Raw genomic sequence first — 13,947 nt, forward strand, 5'->3', positions numbered from 1 at the left:
TTTATCTGCCAATAATTCCACATCATACTGTGATTTGAAAGGCTGCAATTTATCTCATCCGGACAACTCAGGTTTGCCTAAAAGTGGTCATCTCTGCTTAGCTTTAACATTGATTGTTACTCCAAAGCACTAATGTCGTACGGAACAATTCCCAGATGTCGTCCCTGAACTAACCTTAGATCTCCTCAGGCTCAGCTCAGGATGCAGACTTTATGCTGGTGACCATGTCGAACAAAGAACTTCACCGTATTCCCGTCATTCAGGCTGTTATAGAAAAACGTCTGCGTCGACGTGATGCGGCCTCTCAGCTGGATCTTACCGAGCGTCAGGTTCATTGGCAGATGAACCGCTACCGCGAGTCTGGTGCAGCCGGTCTTACCGATGCACGGCGTGGAAAGCCCGGCACACATCGCATCGATGAGAGTCTGCGCCACCACATACTGACGCTGCTACGTGAAAATTACGTGGGTTTTGCCCACAAATTACCGCAGAAATGCTTCCGGTACGTTCCGAGATTGATCAGCGGCTTACTTCACCCAGTCTTCCAGCACCAAATCCGGTACCCTCGCAAATTCCCTGGTATTATTTGTCACCAAGATAACGCCGGCCGCAATGGCATGGCCGGCAATCGCCGTGTCATTTGGGCCTATCGGTGTTCCGGCTGCGCTTAGGGTGGCCTTAATTACAGCGGTGGCGTCCACCGCCGCCCGATCCCAGGGCACAATCGCATCAAGTCGGGCGCAGAATTCGTCAACCAGTTGACCATGACGCGGCGAGGCTTTCTTTCCAATAGCACCAAAGCGCATTTCTGCGTAAGTAATAGCCGAAACTACAATGCGATGGTTGCGCAGCACCGCTTGTTCAAGCCGTCTGATCACGTCCTCTGGTTGCTCGCGCATAATGAACGAACATATACAAGTATCCAGCATGTAGGTTTTGTTCACAGATCAAATCTTCCCTCATCACTGACAACATCCCCGCGATCCGTCATAAAATCCGGGTCCGCTTTCTCAAGCTGCATAAATGAGCCCCAGGTCGGCCGTACGGGACGCAGTATGATGCTGTCACCTTCCCGGACAATCTCCAACTCACTCACCCCTTCAAAATCCATATCGCGTGGCAAACGAATGGCGCGGTTATTGCCATTTTTAAATACAGAAACAGTTCGCATGATCAATCCTCCTGAACGGACTTCCGGCACGGTGCCGTCACCGGCTTTATGTTTTGAGCTTTATCACTCAGCATATGTCTAGTATATGCCCAGCTTTGACATATGTATATGCCCTGTTCTCTTCTTCAGAAAAACATCAGAATGTGACACACGAAGCCTTAAGTTCCGGGTGACATTAGCAACACGAAAGACATTTCTTGTTTTCATTTTTCCCTCTGTGGGTAAAGAAACGTGAAGTAACCTACGCATGCGCACGGTTCCGCTAACCTTAGTAGTACACGTTCTTTAACCTGCCGGGGAAACCATCATGTCGAAGACGAATTTACTGCTGAAGACGCCACTGCTGCTGTTGGCCATTTGTTCAATAATGAGCCTTAACAACGTTCGTGCGGCTGAAGAGCCCCTGTTCCAGCCTTTATCGCCGAAGGTCTCAGACCTCACTCAATATCGCTGGCACAATCGCCCTCTGGTGATCTTCGCCCCATCAAAAACAGATCCTGCTTATGTCGCGCAGATAGCGATGCTGGAGAAGCAGAAAGCAGAATTGGCCGATCGCGATATCATTGTGTTCAGTGATACTTCACCCACAGCTAATGGCACTTTGCGTAAGCAACTCAATCCGAAAGGATTTGAAGTGGTGCTGGTTGGAAAAGATGGTGGAATGAAACTACGTGAAACAACACCTCTGAATACTGAGGTGTTGCTCTCAACCATTGATAAAATGCCCATGCGCCAGGCCAAACTCAATGAATGATTTGGACGGGTTCACTCGACATCCAGCAGTGAGCCCGTTTTATAAAAACGTTTCCCGGCGATGTAATGCAAACTGCGCATCTCGTCTGGTGCGTCCTCGAATAACCAGCGCCCTTCTTTAAACACCCGGCTATCCGCCCAGGCACCCTTGATTTCACCGATGAACAAATCGTGGTCGATCTGATTTTGTTCGATGGGTATCAACTCGCAGTACAACCAAGCCACACAGCCAGCCACCAAAGGGAGATGACTTTCCGGTAACTGGAAGAACTCGACGCCAGCTGTGGCTAGCTTATCTGACTGCTCAGTGCGGGAATGCGTACCGAGATAATGAACCATCTGCGCCTGGCTGACGGTTGGGACATGTATAACGAATTTCAGGCTTTGCTCAATCAACTTACGCGTGAAGGTGGATTTATCCAGCACAACCGTCAATTTTGCCGGTTTGAACTCTAATCCACATACCCAGGATGCAGACATCACATTGTCAATCCCGTCATGGCGGGAGGAAACCAATGTCGTTGGGCCATGGTTGATCAGGCGATAGGCTTTTTCCAGCTCAACAGATTCAATATGGGCATTCATAGATTCATTTCATCGCTTAAATTTCAAAGGCCTTTATTGTCGCCTGGTCAATTCGACTTTGCCAATCACCAGCCATCATCAGGGCAAATCCTCTGCACCCCACGAGTGCAGTGGTTGCTCCATCTTAAGCGTTTATGACGGCGTCGTAGCTGTGCCAGTGCCTGTACCGCCGTAATTAAGCCTGGCGCGTTTCTTGCGTGTAACAAAAGGTTTCCCACCGCTGACGTTGCTTTCCCATTCATCCAAAGAGGTCTTTGCTATGGAATTGAAATGGTTTGAAGATTTTCTCAGTGTTGCACGCTGTTATAGTTTTACCCGTGCCGCGGATGAGCGGCATATCACGCAATCGGCGCTCAGTCGGCGCATCCGGCAACTGGAAGAGTGGCTGGGTGTGCCGTTATTCGATCGTAAAACCTATCCGGTTACGCTCACGCCAGAGGGACAAACCTTCCTCGCGACCGCCAGCGAAACGGTATTTTCCATGTCGCATCTGCGCAATGATCTGCACCAGCGCTACAGTTCGCGCACTGCGGTATTACGCTTTGCGATGCTAAATACCCTTTCTCTGACGTTCTTCCCTGACTGGATACAGCGATTAAATCTGCAGCCCAATCTCAGCTATATCCGCCTGTGTAATCAAAAACCGACTTTCGCTGAGCACATCTCCACCTTACACAGCGGTGAAACCGATTTTCTACTGACTTACGCGCACGATGCGGTGTCGCTAATACATCAGCTGGCGGCGTATCCCATGGTGCAACTGGGCCGTGAGCGTGCCATTGCCGTGTGTCGCCCGGATAGCAGTGGCAAGCCACTCTATCCGGTGCGCGCGGATGGCGGTCCGATTCCGTGGTTGAGTTATGGACAACATACCTTCTTTGCTCATGCGCTGGCGCAAATGCTCAGCAAACGCCCGCTTCCTCTTGAAGCGGTATATGAAAATGGTATGTCGGTGAATCTCAAAGCCATGGTCCTGGCCGGTGGCGGCGTGGCGTGGTTGCCTCTGAGTCTGGTACATGAAGAACTGGCCAGCGGCAGTTTAGTGCGCGCCGATGACAGCAGCTGGGATATGTCGCTGGCGATTCGGCTCTATCGTCAACCGATTCTGCAAAATTCTCAGGCTGAACAACTGTGGCTGCGGGCATGTGCCAGCGAGACGGCTAATGCGGCCTGACATAAAACTATGCCGTTTTGGAATGGGGAGTGTGAATTGCTCATTGGCCTTACGCTGATGATTTACTCCATGCTGGGGCTTCAGAGAGACGAAAACCTGACCAACCAAGCTGGGGACTATCATGGAAAACAAAGCGTTAGTCTGGAAGTGGGTAGAAGAATATCAAGGGGTATTTTGTGAACTGAGCGATCGCGTCTGGGGCATGCCGGAAATTTGCTATACCGAGTATCGTTCGGTGGCTGAACACACCGCGATGCTAAATCAGCAAGGATTCCGCGTCACAGAAAACGTGGCCGACATCCCCACGGCGGTGATGGGTGAAGCCGGTGAAGGCGGTCCCATCATCGCTTTCCTCGGAGAATATGATGCCTTGCCAGGGTTGAGTCAGGAAGCAGGCGTGGCGCGTTATTCTCCACTGCCGGGCAACGGCCATGGTCATGGCTGCGGGCATAACTTGCTGGGATCGGCTGCCATGCTGGCGGCTACTGCGTTGAAGTCATGGCTTGAAGAGAGCGGCACACCGGGCCGCGTTCGCTATTATGGCTGTCCGGCAGAAGAAGGCGGTGCGGCCAAATCATTTATGGCGCGTGCTGGCGCATTCGATGGCGTCGATGTGGCCATCACCTGGCATCCAGGCGCGCATCATGAAGTGGCAAAACCGCTTTCTCTCGCTAACACCCGCATGGATTTCGCTTTCCGTGGCCGCTCATCCCACGCTGCGGCTTCTCCACATCTTGGGCGCAGTGCGCTGGATGCCGCCGAATTGATGAACGTTGGCGTACAGTTCCTGCGCGAACACGTGCCGCAAGATTCCCGCATCCATTACGCCTTCCTCGATGCCGGTGGTGTGGCTCCCAATGTGGTACAGGCAAAATCTACCGTGCGCTATGCCATTCGCTCGCGCGATGTCCACGCGATGTTTGAACTGAATGAGCGGGTCAAGCGCGTGGCTCAGGGTGCCGCCATCATGACCGATACCGAAGTGGATATCAGTATCATGAGCGCGGTATCCAACCTGCTTGGCAATCGTCCGTTAGAAGAAGCGATGCAGCGAAATCTGGAAGCGCTTGGTCCGGGGCCATTTGACCAGGCTGACCTCGCCTTTGCAGCTGAAATTCAGGCCACGCTAACAGCGGAAGAGATTGATAACTGCTACCGCAAAACCGGTGTGAAACCCGCCGATCCTAAACCCCTCAGCGATTACATCATTCCGCTCGATACCCACGGAGAGGTCATGATTGGCTCGACCGATGTCGGTGATGTCAGTTGGGTGATCCCGACCGTGCAGGCGCACGTACCCACCATGGCAATTGGAACCCCTGGTCACTCATGGCAACTGACCGCGCAAGGCAAAATGCCGGCCGCACACAAAGCGCTGGGCCATGTCGCGAAAGTCATGGCCGCGACGGCGGTCGACGTACTGACCGACAAAATACTGATGGCGCAGATGAAGAAAGCCCATTTCGAGCAGGTCAGTGAAAAACCCTATCACTGCCCTATTCCGGCAGAGGTGAAACCGCCGATTCAGCCACGCCCGGATACTCTGTAACGCCTCAGGAGAAATAAATGAAAAACAAGATGTTAACTGCTGCATTGACGCTGGCAGCGACCTGTTGCGCCTCAGCACAGGCCTCAACGCCCGCCGATTCTTTGGTGATGGCTTGGAATATTGATGCCATCAGCACCTGGGATCCGGCACAGATTGGTGAAGTGGTCACCAGTGAAATCTATTCGAACACCTGTGACACCCTTGTTGATTTTCGCGTCAGCGATGAAACGCAGCTCGATCCTGCATTGGCGAAAAGTTGGGATGTCTCTGCCGATCGCAAGACCATCACCTTTCATTTACAGGACAACCTGAAATTTGCCGATGGCTCAGCCGCAACCGCCGGCGACCTGGCATGGTCGATGCAGCGCGTCGTGAAACTGGGCTACGGCAATGCAGCCGCTATCAAGGAGTATGGCTTTGATAAAGATAACGTCGACTCACGCATTAGCGCGCCCGATGACAAAACGCTGGTGATGAGTTTCGATAAAGCTTACCCCACTAATCTGGTGCTCCAGGCGATTGCCGCCAATAACGTCTCTTCCCTGCTTAACCGCAAAGAAGTCGAAAAACAGGCAGTGGATGGCGATCTGGGGCACAAATACCTTTCCACTCATACCGCCTGTGTTGGGCCTTATCAACTGGTGCGCTGGAATGCCGGTGAAGGTGTGGTGCTCCAGGCCACCCCGAACTACTGGGGAAAAGCGCCGGTACTGAAGCGCATTCTGATTCGTCATGTGGCTGAAACCGGCACTCAGCGTCTGCTGGTGACGCAGGGCGATGTGGATATCGCTCGCGATCTCTCAGCTGACGATCTGAAAACGCTGGATCAGGGCGGCAAAGTGAAAGTGGAAAAAGTGTTGAAGCCACAGCTGTTTTTCTGGACCTTCAATAATGAAGACCCCATTTTCCAAAATGAAAAAGTCCGTCTCGCCATGCGCTATCTGATCGATTACGACGGGTTAGCGAAGAGCGTCATGCCTTATCTCGGCGTGCCGCGCGCCAGTTTTGTTCAACAAGGGGCGTTTGGTGCGCTGGATGCCAAACAAGGTCAGCCTTTCCATCTCGATCTGGATAAAGCCAAACAGTTGCTGACGGAAGCCGGTTATCCCAATGGTTTCAGTACGGCGGTGTTGTTTGGCACCCTGCCGCATTCGGCGCCAATCGCGCAAAGCGTACAGCAGAATGCCGCCAAAATCGGCGTGAAACTCAATCTGGAACGCATGGCTAACGCGCAGTTGTTCAGCCGGGTACGTGGCCGGGAATTCCAGAGCGCAATGATGGCGTGGCAAACCTCGGTGCCCGATGCCTACGGCAATGCCTCGCGTCTGGTTTATAACCCTGACAATCGTAAAGAAGCGCGTGCCACGCAATATCCAAGCTGGCGTGCCGCTTATTACGATCCGCAGATGAATCAGAAAGTGGAAACCGCACTGTTAGAACCGGATGACACCAAACGCGCTGCACTCTATGGCGATCTGCAGAAAGAGCAGATGCAAAAAGGACCTATGGCGATCATGTTCCAGATGTACAACACCGCGGGAATTAGCCCAACGGTGAAAAACTGGACCTGGAACGGTTTTCGCGTTTGGTATGGTGCCGCAAGTAAATAACGGAGGTGGCAGATGTCACAGGTCATGATACCCGTTGCACACAACCCCCCTTCCGCTGGCTGGCGTCTGATAAGACGCCTTGCTCGTGGGCTTATCTCGATTGTTTGCACGCTACTGGGGTTAGCGGCCCTGACCTTCTTTATTGGTCGCTTACTGCCTATCGACCCGGTGGTCGCGATCATAGGCGATAACGCCAGTCAGGAAGCCTACGACAAGATGTTTCATCAGTTGGGGCTGGATCAACCGTTGTGGCACCAATTTGCCGACTACGTCTGGCAACTGCTGCACCTCGATTTTGGTATCGCTCTGACCACCAGCCATCCGGTGGCGCAGGATATCGCGCGCGTCTTCCCCGCTACGCTGGAACTGGCCACCGTGGCGGCCATTATCGGCGTCGGTTTCGGTATTCCGGCGGGCGTGCTGGCGGCAATGTACCGCAACACCTGGTTCGATCATCTGATCCGCTTCGTGGGGCTACTCAGCTATTCCACACCGCACTTCTGGCTGGGTCTGATGGGATTGCTGCTGTTTTACGCCACGCTCGGCTGGATTGGCGGACCAGGACGCATCGATTTTATCTACGAGTTCGATTTACATCCGGTGACGGGATTCTGGCTGATCGACAGCGCGCTGAGCGGAAACTGGGAAATGTTCCGCAACGTGTTTGGTCACATCATTTTGCCCGCGTCGATTCTTGGCTTGAGCGCGCTGGCTTACATCAGCCGTATGACGCGTAGCTTCATGCTGGAACAACTGTCGCAGGAATACATCATTACCGCTCGCGTGAAGGGTTTGTCGTGGGCGCGATGTGTTTGGGTGCATGCTCTGCGCAATATCGCCGTGCCCACGCTGACAGTGGTGGCCCTTTCCTGGGCCTGGCTGCTGGAAGGCGCGGTACTCACCGAAACCGTATTTGCCTGGCCCGGTTTTGGCCGCTATCTGACCAACGCACTGCTGGCGGGCGATATGAATGCGGTGGTGGGCTGCACACTGCTGATCGGCGCAATTTTTGTCGCAATCAATCTGCTGTGCGATCTGCTTTATCGTCTGTTCGATCCGCGCACGCGTCAGGAGGAAGCATGACCGATTCCGTCAACAAATCGATGCGCGTTAATCCTTCGCGTCACTTACGCGCCTGGCTGCGCGATCCTGCGCCACAGTCACCGTTTCAGGCGCACATGCAACTGTTATGGATTCAGTGGCAACGCTTTTGCGCTAACCACTCAGCGCTATTTGGTTTGCTGGTGCTGTTGATGATTGCTGGCGCGGCGGTGTTCGCGCCCTGGTTAGCCACTCACGATATCTATGCCCAAAACCTCGCCTTCCGCCTGCAACCGTTTTCTGCTGAGCACTGGCTGGGCACCGACGAATTGGGTCGGGATATTTACAGCCGTCTGCTGTATGGCGCGCGCATCACGCTGTATATCGCGAGCTTAACCGCGCTGATTATCACTCCCATTGGCTTACTGGTCGGCACCAGTGCAGGTTATCTCGGCGGTTGGGTTGATACGGTGCTCATGCGTCTGGTGGATATCTTCCTTGCCTTCCCCAGTTTGATTCTGGCGCTGGCGTTTGTCGCGGCATTGGGGCCAGGCATCGAGAATGCGATCATCGCGATTTCTCTCTCCGCCTGGCCGCCGATTGCCCGCCTTGCGCGCGCCGAAACTCTGGCAATCCGTAAGATGGATTACATCGCCGCGGTACGCTTACAAGGGGCATCCGCCTGGCACATCATCGTGCGACATATCATCCCTATGTGCCTGCCTTCTGTCATCGTGCGCGTCACCCTTAACATGGCGGCGATTATCCTTACCGCCGCTGGACTGGGTTTCCTGGGGCTTGGCGCTCAAGCGCCTAGTCCGGAATGGGGCGCAATGCTGGCTTCCGGCCGCGAGTTCATGCTGAACAATGGCTGGATCGCTGCCATCCCTGGATTAGCAATATTGTTCACCAGTCTCGCCTTCAACCTGTTGGGTGATGGCCTGCGCGACGTAATGGATATCCGCCATGAATAATCTGCTTCAGGTGAAAAACCTCAATATCGTATTTCGCAGCGCGCACGGGGAGCACCGCGCGGTACGTGACGTCTCTTTTCATGTTGGACGTGAGAAAGTGGCGATTGTCGGTGAATCCGGTTCGGGAAAATCACAGACCTGCCGTGCATTGCTGCAGCTGACGCCCAAAATCGGTCGCGTTACCGCCGATCAGATGCAGTTCGGTGATATAGATCTGCTCAACAGCAGTGAAAAACAGATGCGCCAGATTCGCGGAAATCGTATTTCAATGATCCTGCAGGATCCCCGCTTCTCGCTTAATCCGCTAATGCGCATTGGCGATCAGGTGGCGGAAGCGTTCAGGTTGCATCGCCGGGTGAGTAAAAGCGAAGCCAGAGATCGCGCGCTAACGATGCTGGAATCGGTGCATATTCGCGACGTGGCGAAAGTGGCACGCCTCTATCCCCACGAGATTTCTGGCGGTATGGGCCAGCGCGTGATGATCGCGATGATGCTGATCCCCGAGCCGGATTTGATCATCGCCGACGAACCCACCTCCGCACTGGACGTGACGGTGCGCCAGCAGGTGCTGAGCATCCTGAATGAACAGCTGGCGCGGCGTCAAACCGGCCTGCTGTTTATCAGTCATGACCTTAATCTGGTCTCTCGTTTCTGCGATCGCGTGCTGGTGATGTACGCCGGGCGTATTGTCGAAGAGATTCGTGCCGAACGTCTGGAACAGGCGCAGCATCCTTACACGCAGGCATTACTTGCCAGTCAGCCACGTCTGCATCATCCCCTTGATACGCTGCGTGTGCCGACCCGTGATGCCAGTTGGCTCACCGGACCCTGTTTTCGTGATGGAGTCGCATTATGAATCCCATTCCAACCGCACAACGCAGCATTGAAATGGTGGATGTCAGTATTGCATTCGGTCAGGGAGCACATCGGCGACAGGTGGTTGATAACGTTAGCCTGACGCTGGCACAAGGAGAGTGTTACGGCCTGATTGGTGAATCGGGTTGTGGAAAATCCACCATTTTGCGCGCGCTGGCTGGCCTGAATCACGATTATCAGGGCCATATTCTGTTCAATAATCGTGAACAGCAGCCGCAGCGAGATAAAGCCTTTTATCGCCAGGTGCAGATGGTGTTTCAGGACCCTTACGCCTCGCTCCATCCGAGAAAAATGGTGTGGGCCAGTCTGCGTGAACCGCTGAAGCTGCATGCTATGGATCACCATGAAGCGCGCATCAGCGATGTGCTGCATGCGGTCGGACTTTCCGATGCCTACCGTTATCGTTATCCCCATCAACTTTCTGGTGGTCAACGTCAGCGTGTGGCCATCGCGCGGGCCCTCATTCTCGAACCTTCCGTGCTGTTACTGGATGAGCCGACCTCAGCACTGGACGTCTCAGTTCAGGCTGAAATCCTCAATTTACTCAGCAGCATGCAACGGCAGCGCAGCCTCACTTATTTAATGGTGACGCATGATTTGGCGGTCGTGACACACCTCTGCCGTCGCATCGGCATCATGCATCACGGCAAATTGCTGGAAGAACTCAGTGCGGATAGCGTGCGTCAGGGCGGAGCACGGGAAATCTATACCCGCGAGTTTCTGGCGGCGAGTGAGGCGTGAACCTCTGATCCACACTAAAACGATGAGGCTTTGCCATGTTTGAATCACTTCAGCAACAACTTGAAGGCCAGGCCACTGCCGTGCTGCTGGTGGCGCAGGGTGATGAAATCCTGTTCAGTTACGGCAATGCTGCCCAGCGTTACCCCTGCCACTCGATGCGCAAAAGCTTTCTTAGTGCGCTGATCGGCTGCGCAGTGGCAGAAGGCCGTTTTGATCTCTCCTTAACCTTGCAGACGCTGGGAATCGATGACCGTGAAGGACTGAGCGTCAGCGAGAAACAGGCCACGCTATACGATCTGTTGACCGCCCGCTCTGGCATTTATCATCCGGCGAACTATGAAACCGCCTGGATGCAGCGTATTAAACCCCCGCGCCACCTGCATGCGCCAGGCGAGAACTGGTGCTATAGCAACTGGGATTTTAATGTGCTGGGCAGTGCCTACCGTCAGCTCACGGGAGAGGAGATCAACCAGGCGTTTGCGCAGCGCATTGCCGACCCGCTGGGGATGCAGGATTATCGCGTTGATCAGGACAGTTGGCTGGAACCCGGTGAATTTTCTGATCACCCTGCCTATCCCTTTACGCTCTCAAGTCGCGACCTGCTGCGATTCGGCCAGCTCTTTCTGCAGCAGGGGCGCTGGGGCGATCGACAAATCATCCCGCAACAGTGGGTTCGCACCAGCACCTTGCCTGTTTCGCATGCGGGCGATCGCGGGGGCTACGGCTATATGTGGTGGATCACGCGCGATGGCGTGGCCTGGCCCGAGGTGATCCTGCCAGCGGGCAGTTACTCAGCACGTGGTGCAGGCGGTCACTTCTGCCTGGTGATGCCGCAACAGAATAGGGTGATCGTACATCGTGTTGACACCCGCACACCGGGGCAAGAGGTGAACCGTTTCCAGATTGGCTCGTTGTTGCACAGGCTGCTCACCGTATTGGACAGGGAGACATCATCATGACGCTCATCGAATCTCTGGCACAGTGGTGTGCCAATCCACCGCCCTTTACTCTTCGTGCTCGTGAACTGGCGATTGACGCCATCATTGATACCCTGGGTTGCATGGTAGCTGGCCGTAGCGACTTTACTACCCAGGCGGTGCAGCAGGCATGGCCTCAGATACCCCGTAGCCAGGCGCTCGATGCGTTGTTCAACGCCACGGCCGCTCACGCTATCGACTTTGACGACAACTTTGCACCGGGCATGAGTCACGCATCGGCCGTTTTGGTACCGGCACTGCTGGCCGTGGCGCAAAACAGCGACGGCGCATCGTTGATACACGCTTATTTAATTGGTTTGCAGGCACAAGCCTATATAGGCGAAGCCATCGGCTATCAGCACTACACTGCTGGCTGGCATGGTACATCCACCGTGGGTTGCATTGGCAGCGCGGCAGGTGTTGCTGCCCTGCTCGGCCAGGATGCAGCAGGGATTGCCCGTACGTTGAGCATTGCGGTAAGTCTGGCCAGTGGGGTCAAAGGCCAGTTTGGCACGCCTCTGAAACCGTTTCATGCCGGAATGGCGGCGCGCAATGCCGTTGAAGCCGCGGCGCTGGCGCAAACCGGCATGCAAGGTCGTCTGGATATTCTTGAGTGCGCACAGGGTTTTGCGGAACTCTATGCCGGTCTGTTAAGCCAACCGTCGCTGCCCGGCGCTGAGCAGCATGTCATTGAACAAATCGGTGTGATGCCGAAAAAATATCCGTGCTGCGGGTCTACCCACCGCATTCTCGATGCGATTGCCGATATCCAGCAACAGCAAACATTGAAGATTGACGACATTGAAAGCGTGCACTGCCAGGTCGGGATCGCCAACTGGCGCAATCTTGCCTACCACCAGCCGCAAGATGAAATGCAAGCGCGCTTCTCAATGCAATATTGCGTTGCCATGATGCTCAGGAATGGCACGTTGAGCGTGCAGGACTTTACAGCCGCCAGCGTAAAACAACAGGCAGATGTACAACTGTTGGCGATGATTACCCTCGCGCCATGGACAGCGGAACAGGAGGCTGAAGACAGAAACTTGCCGCATATCCTCACTTTGCGTTTCAGGAATGGTCAGGAAATTGTCCACGCCAGATTGCGGGCGCGTGGTGCGTTAGACGAACCTTTCAGCACCGACGATCGCCAGGCAAAGTTCTTAGATTGTTGTGCAGCGCTACCCCAGGCAGAATCGCTTTATCAGGGCCTAAAGGAATTAGCGCAGCAAGCTGATTTAACGTTTATACGTCAGCTTATGGTTTAACCCTGACAGTATGGGTAGCAGCCATCGTTGGATGGATCCCGTTCATCGCAGGAGAATACGCTTTGGGAGCTGCGGTGAATCGGATCGGTAAAACGACACCGTATCACCGCTAAATTTATAAGCTCGGAAATATTTTCATTTTATTGGCAATATTCACATCGCTCATTCGTCTACCTCAGTACGAGCCAATATCGGCTACTGTAATGAGGAATAACAACAATGAGAGATTTCGATATGCGCAGACAACACCGCCGTGACCACCATTTTGGTGGTCATCGCATGATGAAACCGCTGTTGCTCGGCGTGGTGATCATCGCGGCACTTGGGCTGCTGGTGATGTCGTTGTGGAATGCCGTGCTGCCTGCCATCATCGGCGTGAAGGCGATTGGGTTCTGGCAGGCGCTTGGGCTGCTGGTATTGTGCCGCATACTATTTGGTGGCTTAGGTTTCCGCCCCGGCATGTTCGGTATGGCACGTCGTCGTATGCACGAACGCTGGATGCAGATGACCCCAGAACAGCGCGAAGAGTTTATGCAACACCGCCGTGAACGTTCGCACCGTGGACGCCGCGATCGCTGTGACTGGCATGGCCGACGCGATGATGCGCGCTCACCGTCAGACGAAGCACCCGCAAAATCGCCAGACGCAGAGTAAACGCCATGGCGCAGGATTCACTGCTGATGTCCGCGTTGAGCGCCTGTCGGTCAAAATTAAGCGCATTTATCCGCGGGCGCACGTCGGTACGAGAAGATGCTGACGACATTCTGCAGGAAGTGACTTACAAGCTCATGCAGGTTGAGCAACCGGTGGAAAATGTCGCGGCCTGGTTATTCCGTGCCGCACGCAATGAAATGACCGATCGGGCACGAAAAAAGCGTGAACTGCCGCTAGCCGATCTGATGAACGGCGATGAAGAGGCGGATTTTCCCGAAGATGAGCTGGCTGAAACGCTATTTGGCGTGCCGGAAACGCCGGAAGATGAGTATCTCAAAGCACTGCTATGGGAAGAACTGGAGGAAGCCTTAGCGGAACTGCCACTCGCTCAGCGCGAGGTGTTCGAAAAAACAGAGTTGTTGGGTTACAGCTACAACGACCTGTCTGAAGAGAGCGGCGTCAGCGTCCAGGCGCTGTTATCACGCAAACACAAAGCGGTGCTTTCCCTGCGTACGCGATTGCGCAGTCTTTATGATGAGCTTACCGCTGAGTAATGAAAACATGGCGTTTTACTGAC

Annotated in this window: 15 protein-coding genes and 1 pseudogene; 13 read left to right on the forward strand and 3 right to left on the reverse strand. The window is 54.3% G+C overall.

Going from position 1 to position 13,947, the window contains the following annotated elements:
• Window positions 1-212 precede the first annotated feature (212 nt).
• Window positions 213-503, forward strand: a pseudogene (locus tag WFP70_RS19555) (helix-turn-helix domain-containing protein); the annotation flags it as partial.
• Window positions 504-527: 24 nt separating this feature from the next.
• Here WFP70_RS19555 and WFP70_RS19560 read toward each other — a convergent pair.
• Complete coding sequence (locus tag WFP70_RS19560; RefSeq protein WP_337024194.1) at window positions 528-944, reverse strand: type II toxin-antitoxin system VapC family toxin; 417 nt, start codon at window positions 942-944, stop codon at window positions 528-530.
• Window positions 941-1,171 carry a type II toxin-antitoxin system VapB family antitoxin gene (gene vapB / locus WFP70_RS19565; RefSeq protein ID WP_337024195.1) on the reverse strand — a complete coding sequence of 77 codons (231 nt, stop codon included), beginning with the start codon at window positions 1,169-1,171 and terminating at the stop codon, window positions 941-943. Before vapB ends, WFP70_RS19560 begins: the two co-directional genes overlap by 4 nt.
• Window positions 1,172-1,478: 307 nt before the next feature.
• On the opposite strand from vapB, the gene WFP70_RS19570 reads away from it, so the two are divergent.
• A complete protein-coding gene (locus tag WFP70_RS19570) occupies window positions 1,479-1,925 on the forward strand; it encodes a DUF4174 domain-containing protein (RefSeq protein ID WP_337024196.1) in 447 nt (148 codons plus the stop codon).
• Window positions 1,926-1,936: 11 nt separating this feature from the next.
• Here the strand turns inward: WFP70_RS19570 and WFP70_RS19575 are convergent, their stop codons facing one another.
• Window positions 1,937-2,509, reverse strand: coding sequence for a flavin reductase family protein (locus tag WFP70_RS19575; RefSeq protein WP_337024197.1), 573 nt, complete (start codon window positions 2,507-2,509; stop codon window positions 1,937-1,939).
• Window positions 2,510-2,768: 259 nt separating this feature from the next.
• On the opposite strand from WFP70_RS19575, the gene WFP70_RS19580 reads away from it, so the two are divergent.
• The 11 genes from WFP70_RS19580 to WFP70_RS19630 all read left to right on the forward strand — a co-directional run bounded on the left by WFP70_RS19580 (window position 2,769) and on the right by WFP70_RS19630 (window position 13,924).
• The gene (locus tag WFP70_RS19580; protein WP_058962178.1) at window positions 2,769-3,683 is read left to right on the forward strand and encodes a LysR family transcriptional regulator; all 915 of its coding nucleotides are present in this window, start codon (window positions 2,769-2,771) and stop codon (window positions 3,681-3,683) included.
• 121 nt (window positions 3,684-3,804) lie between these two features.
• Window positions 3,805-5,232 (forward strand): M20 family metallopeptidase, encoded by a 1,428-nt coding sequence (locus WFP70_RS19585; protein ID WP_337024198.1) that lies wholly within the window; start codon window positions 3,805-3,807, stop codon window positions 5,230-5,232.
• 17 nt (window positions 5,233-5,249) lie between these two features.
• Window positions 5,250-6,842, forward strand: a complete 1,593-nt coding sequence (locus WFP70_RS19590; protein WP_337024199.1) for an ABC transporter substrate-binding protein — start codon at window positions 5,250-5,252, stop codon at window positions 6,840-6,842.
• A gap of 12 nt (window positions 6,843-6,854) precedes the next feature.
• Window positions 6,855-7,925 carry an ABC transporter permease gene (locus tag WFP70_RS19595; protein WP_058962158.1) on the forward strand — a complete coding sequence of 357 codons (1,071 nt, stop codon included), beginning with the start codon at window positions 6,855-6,857 and terminating at the stop codon, window positions 7,923-7,925.
• A complete protein-coding gene (locus WFP70_RS19600) occupies window positions 7,922-8,857 on the forward strand; it encodes an ABC transporter permease (protein WP_337024200.1) in 936 nt (311 codons plus the stop codon). The genes WFP70_RS19595 and WFP70_RS19600 overlap by 4 nt, the downstream gene beginning before the upstream one ends.
• On the forward strand, window positions 8,850-9,713 hold the full coding sequence (locus WFP70_RS19605) for an ABC transporter ATP-binding protein (protein ID WP_097119175.1): 864 nt from the start codon (window positions 8,850-8,852) through the stop codon (window positions 9,711-9,713). Before WFP70_RS19600 ends, WFP70_RS19605 begins: the two co-directional genes overlap by 8 nt.
• Window positions 9,710-10,474 carry an ABC transporter ATP-binding protein gene (locus tag WFP70_RS19610; RefSeq protein WP_160867601.1) on the forward strand — a complete coding sequence of 255 codons (765 nt, stop codon included), beginning with the start codon at window positions 9,710-9,712 and terminating at the stop codon, window positions 10,472-10,474. Before WFP70_RS19605 ends, WFP70_RS19610 begins: the two co-directional genes overlap by 4 nt.
• Before the next feature lie 35 nt (window positions 10,475-10,509).
• A complete protein-coding gene (locus WFP70_RS19615) occupies window positions 10,510-11,433 on the forward strand; it encodes a serine hydrolase domain-containing protein (protein ID WP_337024201.1) in 924 nt (307 codons plus the stop codon).
• Window positions 11,430-12,716 carry an MmgE/PrpD family protein gene (locus tag WFP70_RS19620; protein ID WP_337024202.1) on the forward strand — a complete coding sequence of 429 codons (1,287 nt, stop codon included), beginning with the start codon at window positions 11,430-11,432 and terminating at the stop codon, window positions 12,714-12,716. The genes WFP70_RS19615 and WFP70_RS19620 overlap by 4 nt, the downstream gene beginning before the upstream one ends.
• A gap of 219 nt (window positions 12,717-12,935) precedes the next feature.
• The gene (locus WFP70_RS19625; RefSeq protein ID WP_337024203.1) at window positions 12,936-13,370 is read left to right on the forward strand and encodes a hypothetical protein; all 435 of its coding nucleotides are present in this window, start codon (window positions 12,936-12,938) and stop codon (window positions 13,368-13,370) included.
• A 5-nt stretch (window positions 13,371-13,375) separates the two neighbouring features.
• Window positions 13,376-13,924, forward strand: a complete 549-nt coding sequence (locus tag WFP70_RS19630; RefSeq protein ID WP_337024204.1) for an RNA polymerase sigma factor — start codon at window positions 13,376-13,378, stop codon at window positions 13,922-13,924.
• Window positions 13,925-13,947: the final 23 nt, after the last annotated feature.

The organism is Pantoea sp. USMM079 (genome assembly GCF_037153115.1).
Classification (GTDB): domain Bacteria; phylum Pseudomonadota; class Gammaproteobacteria; order Enterobacterales; family Enterobacteriaceae; genus Pantoea; species Pantoea communis.